Consider the following 18107-nt stretch of genomic DNA (forward strand, 5'->3'; position numbering starts at 1 on the left):
TGTAATGTATATACTTATTAAATTTCAGAGCTTAAGCATGATCAGTGCATATAAGGGTTAGTTTCAATATCTTGCTCAATTGCTTCAATAGTATGTTTGTTATTAAGCAACTCACGGCTTACATGCTGCAAGTGCGAAACCATATCTGAAGGAAGCTGATAAATATTCCCATAATAATTGAAGAGAATTTTTTCTGCTTTATTAGGTACTAAAATTGCGAATTTTTCAAATTCTTCTTGCCTAAGCGGGAATATATCCTCATATTGCGATGTGTATATTAATTCAGAATCGACGTTATCAAGCCCGTAAATAATATTGCACTCGTTGCTAGTAACGTCATCTGCAATAATATTTTCACTTTTTGCAATATTTTGATATTTGGTGAAAGTATTTTCTATTTCGCCACTAAACTCTTCGCCATCTTCCAAGTATCCGTTTGCGTGCCATTTATTATAAAAAGGTTTAGATTTCAAATCTTTTTTTAATTCTTCACGAATTTCAATAAACCTTTTCTTAGTATGCTCATCGTATTTAGGCATGTAATCGTAGAAGAAAATATCAATGAAGCTGGGGTCTTCAGAATTTTTGTATCGCAATCTAAGCTGCCTGCAGAAAACGTAAGGGTCAAATATAAGCACTGCGCGATAGCGTTTAGACAACTTTTCATCTTTTTTAAGCAATTCAAGAAGCCTATCTACATCGCTTCGCATCATTCCTAAATCTGTATCGTCATCCCAAGGAATAAATCCGCGATGGCGAATAGTGCCAAGCAAAGTACCAAAATCAGCCCAATATTGCAAATTATATTCTTTAGCAAACGTTGCAAATTCATTTAAAAGCGAAGCGCAACCGCGTTGAATAAGTCGCACTGAACCAGTTGCCTGAGGAAGACTATAGTAAAAACGCTTGCGAGCATCAAAATCGCTTTCGTTGTCATTGCGATAGTTTGCCCAAGCTAAGAGAGAAGCGTGCTCTCGATTCGTAAGTATGTCAACGTGCATATTGCGTTGGTTTTCAAGAATGCGTGGCAATTGCTCGTCTAACACGCATTGCATGCGATCTATGCTGTTCTGTAAATCGCTAACTTGCGCTCTAAGATCTTTTATTGAACGTTTTGATGAAGGACAATGCTCAATAAATTTGCGCATTAGCTTACGAAATACAGACGCCATACTTACACCTTCTGTTGCTTTCTCTCACTTTTACTAGCAAAAGTCATATGGTTACTCATTATATACGTTTTGTTGCTTGCAAGCGACCTATTCTTTACGCGTCTGTAAAGTTTTGGTCGGATTTTCGCTAAAAAGCGACATAAACTTTACATGCTTGCGCAGTTTCGGTCGGATTTTGGTTGTAAAACGGCTTTTTCTTTACATGCTTGTGCAGTTTTGGTCGCTTTAACTGTGCGTTGTTCAAAATAAAAATTTAATAGCTATTTTTGAACGCTTGTTGTATAATGAACAAAATACCAACACAAGCGAGGCTCGCATGGCTATCAATCACAACGAATTTAAGCTTCTTACAACGCTATTAAATAACAAAAACAGAAGTGCGCAATTAAGCCAGCGAGACATAGCCTCGCAATCAGGAATTTCACTCGGAACTGTTAATTCAGCAATAAAAAGCGCAGAAAATAAAAATCTTATTGAAACAACAAATGAATTGCGCATCACTGAAGAAGGCATGAAATCTCTTGAACCATATAAAGTACGCAACGCTATTATTATGGCAGCAGGCTTTTCTTCAAGATTTTCTCCTATTTCATACGAGATACCTAAAGGACTAATCAAAGTTCGAGGAGAGGTTCTTATTGAACGCCAAATCAAGCAACTTAACGAAGCTGGGATTAACGATATAACAATTGTTGTTGGCTACAAGCAAGAGCAATTTTTCTACTTAGAAGACGCTTTTAACGTAAAAATCGTGCCCAATAGCGAGTACAGCACGCGCAATAACAACAGTTCAATTATGGCAGTAGCAAACCAGTTATCGAACACTTATATTTGCTCATCCGACAATTATTTCGACGAAAATCCATTTGAAAAATACGTTTGGAAAGCTTATTATTCCGCGCAATTCCAGCAAGGATACACTAAAGAATGGTGCATGACTTGCGGAGCGCATGATCGCATTACAAAAGTCACGATTGGCGGAAGTAACGCTTGGTACATGATTGGTCACGTATATTTTGACGAAGCATTTTCTAAACGATTTATGCAAATTCTTCGTGAAGAATACGATTTGCCACAAACTGCAGGAAAACTTTGGGAAGATATTTTTATTGAACACATTGACGAACTCGACATGCAAATACGCAAGTACGATACGCCAATTATTCACGAATTTGATTCTATTGATGAGCTACGCGAATTTGATCCACTTTTCCTAGAAAATATTGATAGCGCAATTTTTGACCATATCACTCAAACACTTAACTGCAAAAAATCCGATATTCATAACGTTTATCCGCTTAAAAAAGGTCTTACTAATTTATCTTGCCATTTTTCGGTTGACAATAGCGAATACGTTTATAGGCATCCTGGCATTGGAACAGACGTGCTTATTAACAGACAAGCTGAAGCTGAAGCTTTGCAATTGGCTCAAAAACTTGGTTTAGATGGCACTTTTATTACAGCAGACGCTAAAGAAGGTTGGAAGATTTCACGATTTTTGCCAGATTGCCATATTGCAAATATGCACGATCCTAACCAATTACAGGAAAGCTTGAAATTAGTTCGTTCTTTGCATGAAAGTAACGAAAGCGTGCATCGCAACTTTGATTTTTACGCAGAATCTCAGCGCTATATGAAAGAACTTAATGATAGAAATGTAGAAATACCGCCAAAAATCATCGACCTAAGTGTTTTAGCTGACGAGCTTCATAACTTTGTAATTACTCAAGACGGCTCGCATACTTGCCTTTGCCATAATGACATACTAGGCGCAAATATTCTAATAGATCAAAACAATCGCTATCATCTTATCGATTGGGAATATGCTGGAATGTCTGATTACGCTCAAGATTTTGGTACTTTATGTGTTTCAGACGAATTCAATAACACCGAAATAAGCGAAGCAATGCCTATTTATTTAGCGCATACTCCATCTACGCAAGAAAAGCGTCATTTATTGGCTTATATAGGATTTGCAGGATGGTGCTGGCATTTGTGGTCACTTGTTAAACAAGCAGAAGGCGAAAATATAGGAACTTGCATGTACACGTATTACAGCTATGCGAAACGATATATTAACGAAGCTTTAAAAGCTTATGAAAATAATAAATAAATCGACAAACTAATAACAAACAAGTGAAAGCTAAATAAGCAGCATATAAACAAGCAGAAACAAATCACAAACATCTTCTAACAAGCAAGTAGGTATTTATGAAATATTCGTTTCTAAGTGGACTTTTATGGGGAGTTGATACAGCTCTTCTAGCTCTTTTAACTGCATCATTCGTATTTACAAATAACGCATCATACGAAAGTAACACTGCTCTAGTAATCTTCACAGGAATTATTGGCGCATTACTTCACGATATTGTATGCGCAATACTCATATGGACTTATATAAGTGTTAGAAAAAAGTGGAATAAAACTTTTGAAATACTAAAAAAGCCAAAAATTCTCACGCCTATTATCATCGGATCCTTACTTGGCGGGCCTATTGGCATGAGCGGATATGTTTTAGCAGCAAGCAATATAGGAGCTGGATATGCTGCAGCGATTTCCTCACTATACCCTGCTTTTGGAGCAGTTCTTTCCGCAATCGTGCTAAAAGAACGTTTAAGTGTAAAAAAATACGCAGCTTTTACTTTAGCTCTTATAGCAGTAGGAGTACTTGGATATTATTCATGCTCTGATGCGCAAAATACACTAAGCTCTGCAAACATTACAAACACACTATTAGGGTTAGCTGGAGCATTTTTAAGCGTAATCGGCTGGGGAAGCGAAGCTGTAGTATGCGCTTGGGCCGCTAGAAAGCAAAGCGTAGACGACGAAATAATCTTACACATTCGAGAAACAGTATCTGCTATTTCTTACACGATAATCGCGTTAATGCTATGCTTCACAGCCAATATTTCAGCGAGTAGCATATTTGCGTCCTCTAAGCTTTTAGCAACTATATCAATGATAATTGCAATAGGTTTACTAGGCACAAGCTCGTATTTAAGCTATTATCGCGGAATTGCACAAGTAGGAGCCTCTCGCGCAATGGCAGCAAACGTCACATACGCTGCATGGGGAATGATTGCATCTTCCATAATTTACCAAACAATGCCATCAATTATTGCTTGGGTTTGCTGCATTACTATTATTTGCAGCACGATTTTCGTAGCGCGAAAGTAGCATATCAAAACCTCGAGCAGCAAATGGAATCATAAGCAAGTATGCTGGCAAAATATATTGCGACTGTGCTTCCCAAACAAGATACAAAACAGCCATTCCTAAGACAATAACAAGCGGAGTAAAATATTCGCAAGAAATCAGCTTCTTCTTTCGTAGAGCTACGCATAAGAATAGTGCGGTAAAAGCAACAAGCATAAATTGAAGAGCGTCTAAGAAAGTAAATGTAATAATATTAAGCTTTCCAGAATAAAGCGATCTTAAAACAGGATTCATTTTGCGATCAAGCAAAACTGGTCTATTTGGACCATTCCACTTCCAGCTACTTGCAAGCAAAGATTCATAAGTTGGCTCAAGCCATTCTCCAGCAAATTTTTTAGTGACAAAACTAAAAGCATCGCCAGGATTATTTGCGAAATGCTTAAGATTATCACGTAATAATGCTGTAGATTCCTTTTTAATGTTATCTTTGTTATACGTTTTAACGTCAAAGCTCGTAGGATATCCGTTATACCATCCAGGATTATTTGGACCTATGTTACGAGACGGATCTGTTGCCATTGCAAGCCAAACAGTAGAAGGTAAACCATCTTTTGCATTATGCCCGAAAGAATTAGCTGAACTTGCCACAGCAACATTACTTAAAGCAAAGAACACAATGGCAAGCAATACGCAAACAGCGTGTTCCCACTTTTTAGAGCGCAAAGCCGACACAATCCACACGACAATCATGCCAATCAAGCAATAAGCCATAGTTGACTTAAGCAATATAGCAAAGAACATGCAAATCAGCGACTGAACCGCATTAAGCCAACTTCCACTTTTAATATTTTTAGCATGAAAAATGAGCGCGCCAAAAACAAACGGTAAGCAAACAGTATTGCCATACGCAAAAGTCGCGTAAAAAATCATAGGCAAAAAAGCTGCATACAAAAGCAAAGAAAGAATAGTTACATTCTTATTACGGAACAACAAATTTACGTAGTATGCAATAAGAATTCCAGTAACAGCAGCGCATAACACGTTCAATACTTCAAAAGCAAGGTACGCGTTAGAGCCAAAGACGATTACCAAAAATCGCATAAGAGAAAGAAGAGGGAATTGGAATGGGAATCTAGTGAAGTAACCGCCCGGGCAAATAATCCACGATAATTCTGACGTATCAGTAGCACAATTTATAGGTTTTCGATTAGGATCCGCATAATATTGCGCCGCGCTAAACATATAAGCAGGATCCCATTCAGGCCAAGCACGAGTAACTTTTATCCACAAAAATCCCAATACAAGTACATAAGCAAAAACTGCTGCAGCAAAATATCGAATACGGATTTTATCAAAAACATGCCGTTTCTTTAAAAACACGAAAATAAAGAATAATAAAGCACTTAAAATGAGTACAAATGGCGACTGAAACCATAAAAACTCAAGTCTGTATTCTCCGGGGAAAAGATGAGCAGAAAGAATTAAACTCAGTAATGCTAACGCGCTGAAAAATACAGCTGAACACCATACAATAGCATTGCTAAAAAAGCGCCCGAGCATTACGCTTACATGCTGAAAACGCTCAATCATACTTTTTGAACCTCTCTTTAAAAATTGCTTTTATAAAGTGCCTTCACGAAATTGTATTTATAAAAATATATTTACAAAGACTGTATTTACAAAGATTTCTCAATATAGTAGCGTGGACGATGCTTAGATTCCAAATAAATTTTGCCAATATAGCTTCCCAGTATGCCCATAGAAATCATAAGGAATCCGCCAATAAACCATATTGAGCACATAAGCGATGACCAACCAACAGCAGTGTGATTGGTAAATAAAGACACAATTACGTATATGAACATTGCAAAACCAATAACAATAGAAAGCAATCCCATATACGTGACTAATTTAAGCGGCTTAACGGAGAATGAAGTAATACCCTCTAAAGCGAAAGAAATCATTTTCCGCAAAGGGTATTTTGAAACTCCAGCAGTTCTTACTCCACGCTCGTAATAAACTTTGCCAGTTTTAAATCCAAGCATTGGCACAATTCCGCGCAAGAATAAGTTGACTTCACTGTATTCGGAAAGAGCATCCAAAGCAATTGCGCTCATTAGGCGATAATCCGCATGATTTGGCACAACTTCCGCACCCATTGAAGCAAAAACCTTGTAAAAAGCCAAAGCTGTATTGCGCTTAAACCAAGTGTCTTTTTTGCGTGAAGAACGAACTCCGTAAACAACCTCACAATGTTCTTCAACAAACTTCTTAAGCATTTCGTCTACTGCATTTACGTCATCTTGTAAATCAGAATCCATAGAAATAGCAGCGTCGCAACCTTGCTTGCGAGCGTACATAAGCCCTGCGTAGAGCGCATTTTGGTGACCGCGGTTATGCGCAAGCTTTACTCCGCCAAAAAGTGAAGGGTTCTTGCGATTAAAAGAAGCAATTAAATTCCATGTTGAATCTTTAGAACCGTCATCTACAAAAATCACCTTGCTGTAAGAGTGAATGAGTTTTTGATTCATAAGATAATTCATCTTCGCTTGGAGGACTTCGGCGGTTTTAGAAATGCCTTCTTCCTCGTTAAAACAAGGTACAACAATGTATAAAATTGGAACACTTTTACGCTCATTGTTTAACGAAGTATTCATAATCTAACGATCTCCAACAGATTTACCTACAACAAACAGTATAGTATATTACGAGAATCTAAATTATTTATTATCTCTTCTCATGAGGCGTATCTTTTTCTGCAATTTTGCAATAATAGACGGGAAGGCTATTTTCTTCGCTGTTTTTACGATTTTTTCGCCAATAACATAGCGTGCAGAAGTGCGAATATTACTAATTTCCTGCTCGCATAATTCGCTTTTGCGCTCAAAATCAAGCATGCGCTCTTTTAGCCACAAAGTGCGAGAAGTGGCGTTAAGCTGCAACTTTTGGAATTCGTTATAAGCTTTTTCATCGTAAAAATACGTTGGTAAGTTGTGTGAACTTCTTTCGTAATTTAGAGCCTCTAATACTTCTTTTAACTTATCTTGAACGATGCTTGCTAACGATTCAGCAGTTACTCGCGTATGGCAATCGTGAACGAAGCTTTCCACAAGAGCATTTGCGTATCCCTGATTGTATGTTTCCAGAAGCCCTTTGCTTTCAAGCCATTTTCCAACCTCTAACACCGAATCAACTTCAAGTGGTGCTTCGTTGAATGAAGTATGATGCTCTATTGAAAGCCAGAAGTTTTCTGGAATTGTTTTAGTATTAAGATTTTCGAATCCTTCTCCAGCTCCAATGCTGAACCTGCCATAAGCATTTTCGTATGATTTAGCCAAATCGCAATATATAATATTTTGAGCTGCTAATGCTGCGCGAGTGCTAAAAGTCATAAGAGTTGCAGGAGTATCGTTAACTCCAGCTTCAATGTGAGCAGATTTCAGAAATTCAGTTCTCCATACTTTCTGCCAGCCATAGTTGTAGCAACTGTTTATTAGAAGCTCTGCAATATCTTTAGGAGCGTAAGATCCGTAATAAGTATCTTGCAGTGTGTCATCATTATTTACAGGTCTAATAAAGCTTTCTTCAGAAAGATCAATATTATGTTTAATATCATTTTTAATGGAACAATCAATTAGATAATCGCTATGCAAACTCTTATTGTTAAAGAACTCAAGATCAATGATCTTATTTTTATTGTTAGAGCATTTAAGCATATTATCTAAAGCGGCTCTAAGCACGTTTTCGTTGATTATATAGCTTGAAGGCATAAAAATAGTGTATTCTCCATGAGCGTAATCAACCGCTTTAGAGAGCATATCTTTTACAGTATATAAATTGTCATTTTGCAGAATTGTAAAGCGTTTATCTTTATCTGTAAATCTGTTAGCAATATTAAGAGTGCTGTCCAAAGAATGAGAGTCTACAATAATAAATTCGCAAGAAATATTGCTTATAGAAGTGCAAGCTTTAAGAGAATCAACAATCCAAGAATGAGCATTATGCGTAAAAATAACAAGAGAAAGCTCAGGATTAGATTCTGCTTTGTGTGCTTTAACTTCGTACGAGGATCCTAAGAAATCCATGTAGTAATCCATAAACTCTGGCCTTAAACGTGAAGCTATAAGGAAAACTTCTTTTGAATCCATAGAACTAAAAACTTCGCGAATAAGCTTGCGTATTTCCGGATTCTTATCGTCAAAACCAAACTCAGTAATTAACGAATTAACGTAATCAAATTCGCGTGAATAAAAAGCTTGTAAAACTTCGCGTGAAATATTCTGCTTACTGAGAAACTCGCGCATATCACGCAAACGGTCAAACGGAAGATGAAAATCCTTCAATAAACTAGAAGCGCCAGGATTAGTTTGACGATAATAGTAGTACTTTCCAGGATTCCAGCAGATTTTATTTGCTAAAACCATAGTTTGCGCAAAGAAAGGATTATCAGTCCAACCTGCTCCAGGAATCGGCTTAAAACGTATGGTTTCATTATTTTTGTTATCTCCGTTAAGAAAATCTTTGCGGTAAATAGCGGACCAAATAGAAGGATGATGGTAGAAAGGCTCAGCAAATTCATTCAAGCTAAAAATAGACCTGTGTTTAGGCATAAAATAGCACAAGTTTGGCGTGTCTACTGCATCCTTATATCCATCTTTTCCATCGTAAAAAAGCCAGTATCCGCCTTTAATAATATCGATCTTTTCATTCGTAAGATCTGTATTGCTTAAAAGACGCTCATACATGTGCGGATCGATGAAATCATCCGGCTCAACAATGCTAATCCACTCGCCTTTAGCACGCTCCAAACCGCGATTGCAAGTGGCTCCATAGCCCTCGTTTTCTTTTTCAATAACAACAAAGCGACTATCTTTTTCAGCAAAAGATTTCATAATATCGATGGAACCGTCTTTGCTCCCATCTGAAAACATTAAACATTCCCAATCAGTAAAAGTTTGATTTTGGATAGACTCTAAACATTCTGGTAAAAAGGCTTCAACATTATAAATTGGAACGATAATCGATACTTTCGGCATACGTACGATGTTAGCATAAATGTCTTATGTGTAGCACTTGCGTGTATTCGTATCATATTTGATTAAGCACATTCAATTACAATATAACTGATATTATAGGGAACGTGAAAAATCTCATAACTCGTTGTCGAAACAAGTACGCTTATGCAAATATCGTACTTCGTGGTTTAGTAAAAACCGATTTTAAGCTGCGCTATCAAGGCTCCTTCTTAGGCGTAGCATGGTCGGCGTTGAAGCCGTTGATGATGTTTTGTGTGATGTATCTTATTTTTGGCAAGTTTTTGCGAATGACAGATGGCACACCGACTTATCCTGTGGTGTTATTACTAGGTATTAGTGCATGGCAGTTTGTGCAAGAATCAACCTCGATCGGTTTGCGCTCGCTTGTAGATCGTGGCGATTTGTTGCGCAAAATTCATTTTCCAAACTACATTGTGGTGGTTTCAGCAACAGTTGGTTCTTTAATAAGCTTCTTAATCAACTTAGTAGTTGTGCTTATTTTTGCAATTATTGGAGGAGTGCATTTTACTTGGAGAGTGGTTCTGTTGCCAATAAGTTTGGTGCAGATTTACGCGATTGCAATTGGTATGGCGTTAATAATGTCTACTATGTACGTGTTTTTCCGCGATATTTTGCATATTTGGGAAGTGGTTCAACAGCTACTGTTTTACGGCATGCCAATTATTTATCCGCTTAGCTATGTGATTAATAAAGGCGGTATTTTTGCGGCACTGGCAAAGCTTGAGCTGCTTAATCCTATAGCACAATGCATTCAAGATATGCGTCACAATATGTTGGCTCCAGACACGCAACCAACTGTGTGGAGTGAGTTTGGATTCTCTTGGATGTCTTGTGTGCCACTTTTACTTACTGTGCTCATAGTGTGGCTGGGAGTTTATCTATTTAGAAGAAACAGTCGTCTTTTCGTAGAAGTTATGTGACGATGTTGAAAATTGCGAAAATTTTACGACAGTTATGACGGGGAAGTGGAATTTATGAATACATTACAGGAAGAAGCGGAAGTGACGGCAACGCGAGAAGCTGAAGCGGATGTAGCGCGAGAAGCGGAAGCAAGCGACGACGATATTGTTCTATCAGTCAATCATGTAGGCAAGTATTTTAAACTACCAACAGAGCAAGCAACTGGTCTAAAGCAAGCGTTTATAAATCTTACAAAAGGTATTAAAGGCTATAAAATTCAGAACGTTCTTAAAGACATAAGCTTTCAAGTGCATCGCGGTGAATTCTTCGGAATCGTCGGTCGAAACGGTGGCGGAAAATCAACGCTACTAAAAATCATTTCGCAAATCTATTACCCGAATACTGGAAGTGTAAAAGTAAAAGGCAAGCTTGTGCCGTTTATTGAGCTTGGTGTTGGATTTAATCCGGAACTTACCGGCCGCGAAAACGTGTATCTTAACGGAGCTTTACTTGGCTTCACTCGCGCAGAAATCGACGCAATGTACGACGATATTGTGGAATTTGCTGAACTTGAAGATTTTATGGATCAAAAGTTAAAGAATTATTCTTCTGGTATGCAAGTTCGCTTGGCTTTTTCTGTGGCAATTAAAGCGCAAGGAGATATTTTAGTTCTTGATGAAGTTTTGGCTGTTGGTGACGAAGCTTTCCAGCGCAAGTGCGATTCTTTCTTTACTGAAATTCGAAAAGATCCTACTAAAACAGTTATTCTTGTTACGCATGATATGAATGCTGTTAAACGCTATTGCACACGTGCGATGATGATCAGTGATGGTGAAGTTGCTGCGATTGGCAATACTGAGTCCGTGGCAGATCAATATACTTTGGCAAATATCGAAGCTGAACGCGAAAAGCAAAATAAGCTTGGCGAAAAGCTGGGCAAGGGTCAGTATGCTCAAGGTTTGAATGCAAAGTGCCCGTTGCTTAGGACGTATGCTTTGGAAGACAAGATTTACAAAAGTAGCGATACTTTCCGTTTTGCTGTTGAGTATCAGTATGACGAGCCGGGTGACTTCTATTTGGCGATCGCTTTGCATGACGTTCGACGTGGTGGAATCACTTACGATACTGGTTCTAAAGTGCTGAAAATGCAAAAGCGTGGGCATCAAACAGTGTATTTTGAAATGCCGCTAAATTTGTTTAACAATGGCGAGTTTACGCTGTTTACTTCTTTACGCACACCTAGCCCAACTGAGGATGATTATACAGATTTGCTAGCTGTGGCTGTTGACGAGAACGCTTGCACGTTTGTGATTAGAGATAGTCGCAATCGCGACTATGCTTTGCTAAGCGATCGTGCTATGACGATTAAGCAAGTTTCGTGAAACATTTGCCGGTAATTTCTCCGGCGTTTTGTAGCTGTTTCTTCCGTTACTTACTTGTTGTTGGTTGAGTTGAAAATCTTATCCCAACTTTCAACGTTCGCCATATCGTAGCTGCGATACTCTCTAGACAGCTTCTTCCACTTACGCAACATTTTTAACGACAAAAGTGCGTCCGCACGCAACATTTTACGGAATAACTTGCTATCTCGTTGGAAAAGATTCAGAGTAGTGCCATCTGGAGCCGTAACAATTGCGGTATTAACTCCCACAAACGAAGGCCAAGAAACGTCTTGAGCTGGGATTGCAACTTCTGGGCGAGGATTCTTTGCGTGCTTTTCGTGCGCAAACAAAGCCTTAATCGTTGCGTGCTTTTGTGTTTTACGCAAAGCCTTAGCGTCATGTGCAGTAAACGGGCTTACGTGTTCGCGCAAAACCTCACTAATGAGTGCCTTATCGTTTACCGGCTGCGTGTCGCTAAACGCTTGGCGCGCTTTACGAACCTCGCCAAGCTTTTGTGGCATTGAATCAACAATATATTGCGGTCCGCGCAAGATATCCTGTAATCCCATATGATGCAAATGCATTGCAGAATACGCAAGTTTTAAGCCGGAAGCCAAGTCGCTTCGAAGCATTTCAATCGCGAAACGTAAGCTTGGATGAGTGCAATGAAGTAATCCACAAATCCAACGATTGCGCTGGAAGAAGTACTCTTCCCAAGTGCGTGAAGGATCCTTATCGTGCCAAGCTTGATGCCAAACTGCCACTCCTGGCAGGCAAATCGTGTGGTATCCGTGCTCAAGTGCTCTAATCGAATATTCAGTATCGTCAAACTTAATAAACACAGGTAGCGAAAGACCGATTTCTTTCATAATCGCAGTTGGAATAAGGCTCATCCACCAACCGTTGTAATCAGTGTCTATTCGCTGGTGACGTTCTGGGCAATCTTGCAAAGTAATCGCTGCAAAATCATGATTGTAATCAAGATTCTGTGAAGGCTTCATCCACACATTGTTGCGCGTGAAACGCTCACCTTGAGTGTAAAGGACGGTACGATTGTCCAAGTGAAGCATTCCGCCGCCAATAATGGCTGGCTTAATTGTGTAATCAGCAAACTGAAGCGCGCGAAGAATACACTCTGTTTCACTAATTGCGTCGTCGTCGAGAAGCATTGTGTAACTGCTTTTTCCTGCTTTAAGCGTTTCAAACATGCCGCGCGAGAATCCGCCGGAACCGCCTAAATTAGCCTGCTGAATATAGGTGAGCTGGTTGCCAAGATTTGCGCTTGTTTCATTAAATCCAGGCTGATTTTTAACTAAATCGGTGCCTTGATCTGTGCAATAAATTGTGTCAAGTCGCGCACGAAGTGCTTTGTTCTCTGCTATTGCCTTCAACTGATTGTGGCAGTATGAAGGGCGATTAAACGTAGTAATAGCAATAGAAAAAGTGCTATTTGATTGCTTAGCTGAATCTTCCTGATGCTTTGTGTTGCTAAATTGCACTTTATTTACAAAAGGAACACTCCATTCGGCATTGCTAACAGTTAGACTACTAGAATCGCTTGCTTTAGCTTCAAACCAAAAATATCCACCGTCTGCAAGACCGGTCATCGGTATTTCGTAGCTAATAATTTGTGTATCTTGCGTAACTTGTGCTGGCTGGTTTGGTTGCTGTTTATTAGAATCAAACTCAAACTTTTGCACAGGATACGTAAGCCCGCGGCCAGTCGATCGCATAAGTTGCAAGTAGCCAGTGCCTTCAACACTGGCAGTGAACTTAACAGTTTTTACGCTCGTCCAATGCTGCCAATAGCTTGCAGGAAAAGCGTTAAAGAAAGTGCAAAGAGACACATGTTTTCCAGATGCAATGCAAAGTGAGTTGCGCGAAAGAACAGTGCAAACCCCTTGAGTTTCAACATTTGGCAAATGACTGCTAGTGTCTGCAAGAAGCTTTTTAAAATCAGTAAGATTGAGATTATTTATATCGATTGCGCGCATATTCATACGAGGATCGAGCACAGTGCGCTGCAAATACGAGCGATGCCAAGGAATTACGTAAAGTGGCATAGTAATTTCAGCGTCTTTTACAGGGTAAACAACACGATTTACAACTTCCCAACTTCTATTGTTGCTATTTGCGCTGCTAGTATTTTGCGCTTCTTGTATTTCTTGGGTTTTTGCACTCTTTGCCTTAGTCATATTAGATATTATATATACGCTTAAGCCTATTCTTAGAATGTATTGTGCATGAATGAATTGAGTTGGAGCATAGTTTGAATAATAAGCCCAACTAAAAGTACGAAAGGTAAATGATATGACGCAAGCAGCAATCTCCCAAAATGCAACTTACCCAGATTTAGTAGTTGTTGGAGCAGGATTGTTCGGCTTAACTGTAGCTCAACAAGCAGTGGAGCATACTGGCGCTCGCGTTGAAATTATTGACGTTCGTAATCATATTGGCGGCAATGCTTACTCGTATTTTGACGAGCGAACGGGAATCGAAATTCATAAGTATGGTGCGCATCTTTTCCACACAAGCAATAAGCGCGTGTGGGATTATGTGAACCGTTTTACGTCGTTTACTAACTACGTGCATCGCGTGTACGCGACTCACGACGGCGAAGTTTACCCGTTGCCAATCAACTTGGGTACGATTAACCAATTCTTCCATGCGCACTACACGCCAGAAGAAGCGAAGGCTTTGATTGCAAGCCAAGCAGGGGAGTTTGCTGGCAAAGATCCGCAAAATTTGAACGATAAGGGCATTAGCTTAATTGGGCGTCCGCTTTATGAAGCGTTTATTAAAAACTACACAGCAAAGCAGTGGCAAACGGATCCTTCTGAGCTTCCTGCTGGAATTATTAAACGCTTGCCTGTGCGATTTAACTACAATAATCGCTATTTTAAAGACACTTGGGAGGGCTTGCCAACGGACGGCTACACAGCTTGGATGCAGCGCATGATTGACGATCCGCGTATTCACGTTTCGCTTGGCGTAGACTTTTTCGACGAGTCGCAGCCATTTAACAAGCGCGCGTTGGCGGAGGCTGGAGTGCCGGTTGTTTATACCGGTCCGGTTGATAGGTATTTTGACTATGCGCTCGGCGAGTTGAAGTGGCGCACTGTGGACTTTAAGGAAGTGCGTTACGAGGAGAGCGACCATTTTGGCTGCCCAGTTATGAACTATTCGGATGCTGATGTGCCATTTACGCGCGCGATTGAGTTTAAGAACTTTAATCCAGAGCGTGAAGAAGTTGGCGGAGAGGCTAGTGGCGAGGCTGATTTTGTGCCTGGAAAGAGCGTGAAAGCTGGGGAAACTGTAGTGTGGCAGGAGTATTCTCGCGCTGCAACTCGCGACGATGAGCCTTACTATCCTGTGAATACTGATGCAGATAAAGCATTGTATGCGCGCTATGCGGAGCTTGCTGCGGCTGAGCCTCGCACAGTTTTCGGCGGTCGCTTGGGCACTTACAGCTATTACGACATGCATAACGTAATCGACATGGCTTTGCGCGCTTATGAATCTCAAGTAGCGCCGCTGCTTAAGTAGGTTGCTGCTTAAGTAGGTTGCTGCTTACTTGCTACTTACTGCGCTGCTTAAGTGTGCTCCTGTTTACTGCGCTGCTTAAGTGTGCTCCTGTTTACTGCGCTGCTTAATCGTTCTGCTTTAGTAGATAGTGCGTGATTACTTCGCAAGCGACCTTTTCTTTACTCTCGTGTAAAGTTTCTGCCGTTTTTTGGCGCGCAAGTGACCTTTTCTTTACTCTCGTGTAAAGTTTCTGCCGTTTCGGCGTGTCAACGCGCGTATTAATTTGCAATATCTCAAATTCGTGGTATTCTATTTAAGTTGTTTGCTTATCAAGCGATTTGGTTGTTAAGTTAACATTTGGAGAATTCGCCTAGTGGTCTATGGCGCACGCTTGGAAAGCGTGTTGGTGTAACAGCCTCACGAGTTCGAATCTCGTATTCTCCGCGAGTAGGGTTTCTAGCCAATCGCTAGAAGCCCTTTTTTCGTGCCGAAAAACCCGATTGATGCTTAACCTAATTTCGCCACCCAAATTCAGTGCCCTAATTCAGCATAATGCTGCTCGACTTGCGCTTTAATAGGCTTCCATAAATCAGCGTGAGAGTCGTACCACGATATTGTTTCTTGCAAGCCTTGCTTCAGATTGTTGTACTTAGGCTCCCATTTTAATTGCGTTCGAATTTTCGTAGTATCTAGTGCGTAACGCCTATCCTCGCCTATTCTGGGATTTACATACGCTATATTTGTTTCCGGCATGCCCATTAACTGCATCAAAATCCGCAAAATATTTATGTTGTTAACTTCACAGTTGGCACCGATATTATATGTTTCACCGATTGTTCCACGCGTTAGAACATGCCATATTGCGTCGCAATTATCTTCAACGTGGATCCAATCGCGTATCGAATCTCCTACGCCGTACAATTTTGCTGGCATATTGCACATAATATTTGTGATTTGGCGAGGAATAAACTTTTCAATATGCTGTCGTGGACCGTAATTATTGCTGCTATTCGAAATAGTTGCGCGCAAACCGTAAGTCCTACACCATGCTTTTACCAACAGATCGCCTGCAGCTTTGCTTGCAGAATATGGACTAGACGGACAATATGGACTTGACTCGTCAAATTTAAGCACGCTGTCAATAGGAAAATCCCCGTAAACTTCATCGGTACTTACTTGATGGAAACGAATATTATATTTGTGTGCAAATTTAATGAGCGTATGCGTTCCTAAAATATTTGTGCTTATAAATGGGTCAGAAAACTCGATTGCATTATCGTTGTGTGATTCTGCAGCAAAATTTACAATTGCGTCGATAGCAGGAAGTGTTGTTCCCTCTGCCGTTTTAATTGGATTATGCGGATCTAATAGCTGATCAACTATATTTTCGTCTCGAATATCTCCGCGAATAAAAGCGTATCGGTTGTTTGCAAAATCTTGAGGTAAATCGTAAAGATTTGCCATATTCCCAGCGTAGGTAAGCAAATCAAGTACCGTAACAGCAACCGTTGTATGATGTTTAGCTATGTAATGCACAAAATTAGATCCAATAAAGCCTGCGCCGCCAGTAACTAAAATGTGGTGTGGTTGAAAAGCATTACTGCTTGATGCGTAGTTGTGCATGTTACCGCCTTCATATGGCTAGTGCGTTGATTTTATTGTTTAATATGCGCATTTTGAATTGTAATTTTTTAATACTATACATTTCTTTCGTGTGTGCAAGTAGAGTATGTTTCTCTAAAGTGTTGTTTACCAGCAAATTAGTTGAGTAGATGTGCAATAATTACTGCATGTTTGCTTGTTTGGGGATGCGAGGTGAATCTAATAATGGTTAAGTTTTCTTGGCGTAGCAGTGCGCATGATTTGGATTCATCAAATATTGATTCCTCTTCAACAAAAAAGCAACAATCTTCGAAATTGCAATCAACAGGTTCAAAGACTTTTGACACATCAAAAGCTGCAGCAAAAGCAATCGAAGGTACTCCAAATAAACCTAATCCAGCGTTAAATCATTCTACAAACGCTATTCTTGTAGGAATATTTTTAACTCTTTTGGGTGGCGCATTTTGGGGTGCAAACGCAACAGTTTCGAAAATCCTTATGTCGACGTATCACGTATCTCCTTTGCAAATCGCTTGCGTTCGTCAAATTGCTGCTGGCATGTTATTTGTCATTACTGCTGCAGTGTGCACCCCTAAGCAGTTAAGTGGTGCTGTGAAAACTGGTCGCACATGGATTTCGATGGCTATTACGGGAATTGTGTGTGTTCTTCTTACGCAAGTTTCGTATTTATGGACTATTGATTGGACTAATTCTGGCACTGCTACTGTGCTTCAAAGCCTTAACTTACTGTTTGTTTTGGTTTATGTGTGTTTTCGCTCTCGCCGCGTGCCAACTATGCGCGAAACTATTGGAGTTGTGCTAGCTTTTGCAGGAACCGCTTTAATGGCTACAGGCGGTAATCTTTCTTCACTATCTTTGCCTGTTATGGGTTTGCTTTGGGGTCTTGCAGATGCTGCGTCTACAGCGGCGCTTGCTATTATGCCTGTGAAATTGATTGCAAAATGGGGAAATCTGACTGTTAATGGCATTACGTTTATTATTGCTGGTTTTATTATGCTTCCGTTTGTGCGACCGTGGGAAACAATGCCTGCATTAGATTTGCGCGCTATGCTGCTTTTTACTTTTACTGTTATTGCTGGAACTTTTGGAGCATATTGGCTCTTCTTAGAGGGCATTATGCGAGTAGGTTCTGTTCGTGGCACCTTGCTTGGAGCTAGCGAGCCTGTTACTGCTGCAATTACTGCTGTTATGTTTACTGGAGCCGTTTTTTCATGGGCAGATTTTGTGGGATTCGGGCTTATTTTCGTAATGATGATTTTGCTTTGCAAACGTAGCGCTCAGTAATTTTTAAA

The 18107-nt window shown here is 39.9% G+C and carries 12 protein-coding genes and 1 tRNA gene; 7 read left to right on the top strand and 6 right to left on the bottom strand.

From position 1 onward, the window contains the following. Window positions 1-41: 41 nt before the first annotated feature. Entirely contained in the window at window positions 42-1172 is a 1131-nt protein-coding gene (locus HXT38_RS00990; protein ID WP_004107500.1) for a LicD family protein, read from the bottom strand. 316 nt (window positions 1173-1488) lie between these two features. Between HXT38_RS00990 and HXT38_RS00995 the strand changes: the two genes are divergently transcribed. Beyond that, window positions 1489-3285, top strand: coding sequence for a phosphotransferase (locus HXT38_RS00995; protein ID WP_004107503.1), 1797 nt, complete (start codon window positions 1489-1491; stop codon window positions 3283-3285). 98 nt (window positions 3286-3383) lie between these two features. Beyond that, on the top strand, window positions 3384-4349 hold the full coding sequence (locus HXT38_RS01000) for a DMT family transporter (RefSeq protein ID WP_032842562.1): 966 nt from the start codon (window positions 3384-3386) through the stop codon (window positions 4347-4349). Here the strand turns inward: HXT38_RS01000 and HXT38_RS01005 are convergent. From HXT38_RS01005 to HXT38_RS01015, 3 genes are all read right to left on the bottom strand, one after another. Beyond that, on the bottom strand, window positions 4284-5708 hold the full coding sequence (locus HXT38_RS01005; protein ID WP_410295790.1) for a glycosyltransferase family 39 protein: 1425 nt from the start codon (window positions 5706-5708) through the stop codon (window positions 4284-4286). The genes HXT38_RS01000 and HXT38_RS01005 overlap by 66 nt on opposite strands. 296 nt (window positions 5709-6004) lie before the next feature. Then, a complete protein-coding gene (locus tag HXT38_RS01010; RefSeq protein ID WP_032842561.1) occupies window positions 6005-6985 on the bottom strand; it encodes a glycosyltransferase in 981 nt (326 codons plus the stop codon). Between the two features lie 63 nt (window positions 6986-7048). After that, window positions 7049-9364, bottom strand: a complete 2316-nt coding sequence (locus HXT38_RS01015; RefSeq protein WP_421791891.1) for a glycosyltransferase family 2 protein — start codon at window positions 9362-9364, stop codon at window positions 7049-7051. 104 nt (window positions 9365-9468) lie between these two features. Between HXT38_RS01015 and HXT38_RS01020 the strand changes: the two genes are divergently transcribed. Then, window positions 9469-10305 (top strand): ABC transporter permease, encoded by an 837-nt coding sequence (locus HXT38_RS01020; RefSeq protein WP_004107518.1) that lies wholly within the window; start codon window positions 9469-9471, stop codon window positions 10303-10305. A 54-nt stretch (window positions 10306-10359) separates the two neighbouring features. After that, a complete protein-coding gene (locus HXT38_RS01025) occupies window positions 10360-11667 on the top strand; it encodes an ABC transporter ATP-binding protein (RefSeq protein ID WP_410299554.1) in 1308 nt (435 codons plus the stop codon). Between the two features lie 50 nt (window positions 11668-11717). Here HXT38_RS01025 and HXT38_RS01030 read toward each other — a convergent pair whose 3' ends face one another. Then, on the bottom strand, window positions 11718-13862 hold the full coding sequence (locus HXT38_RS01030) for a glycosyltransferase (RefSeq protein ID WP_410299555.1): 2145 nt from the start codon (window positions 13860-13862) through the stop codon (window positions 11718-11720). A gap of 115 nt (window positions 13863-13977) precedes the next feature. Between HXT38_RS01030 and glf the strand changes: the two genes are divergently transcribed. Together glf and HXT38_RS01040 are read left to right on the top strand one after the other, a co-directional pair. Further along, complete coding sequence (gene glf, locus HXT38_RS01035; protein ID WP_101886131.1) at window positions 13978-15213, top strand: UDP-galactopyranose mutase; 1236 nt, start codon at window positions 13978-13980, stop codon at window positions 15211-15213. 338 nt (window positions 15214-15551) lie between these two features. Further along, a tRNA-Ser gene (locus HXT38_RS01040) sits at window positions 15552-15636 on the top strand. Between the two features lie 87 nt (window positions 15637-15723). Here HXT38_RS01040 and rfbB read toward each other — a convergent pair. Next, window positions 15724-16815 (bottom strand): dTDP-glucose 4,6-dehydratase, encoded by a 1092-nt coding sequence (gene rfbB / locus HXT38_RS01045; protein WP_415706273.1) that lies wholly within the window; start codon window positions 16813-16815, stop codon window positions 15724-15726. Between the two features lie 204 nt (window positions 16816-17019). Here rfbB and HXT38_RS01050 point away from each other — a divergent pair, with 204 nt between their 5' ends. Then, the gene (locus HXT38_RS01050) at window positions 17020-18099 is read left to right on the top strand and encodes a DMT family transporter (protein WP_410299557.1); all 1080 of its coding nucleotides are present in this window, start codon (window positions 17020-17022) and stop codon (window positions 18097-18099) included. The last annotated feature ends 8 nt before the right edge of the window (window positions 18100-18107 follow it).

The organism is Gardnerella sp. DNF01157 (genome assembly GCF_049244225.1).
Lineage (GTDB): Bacteria > Actinomycetota > Actinomycetes > Actinomycetales > Bifidobacteriaceae > Bifidobacterium > Bifidobacterium leopoldii.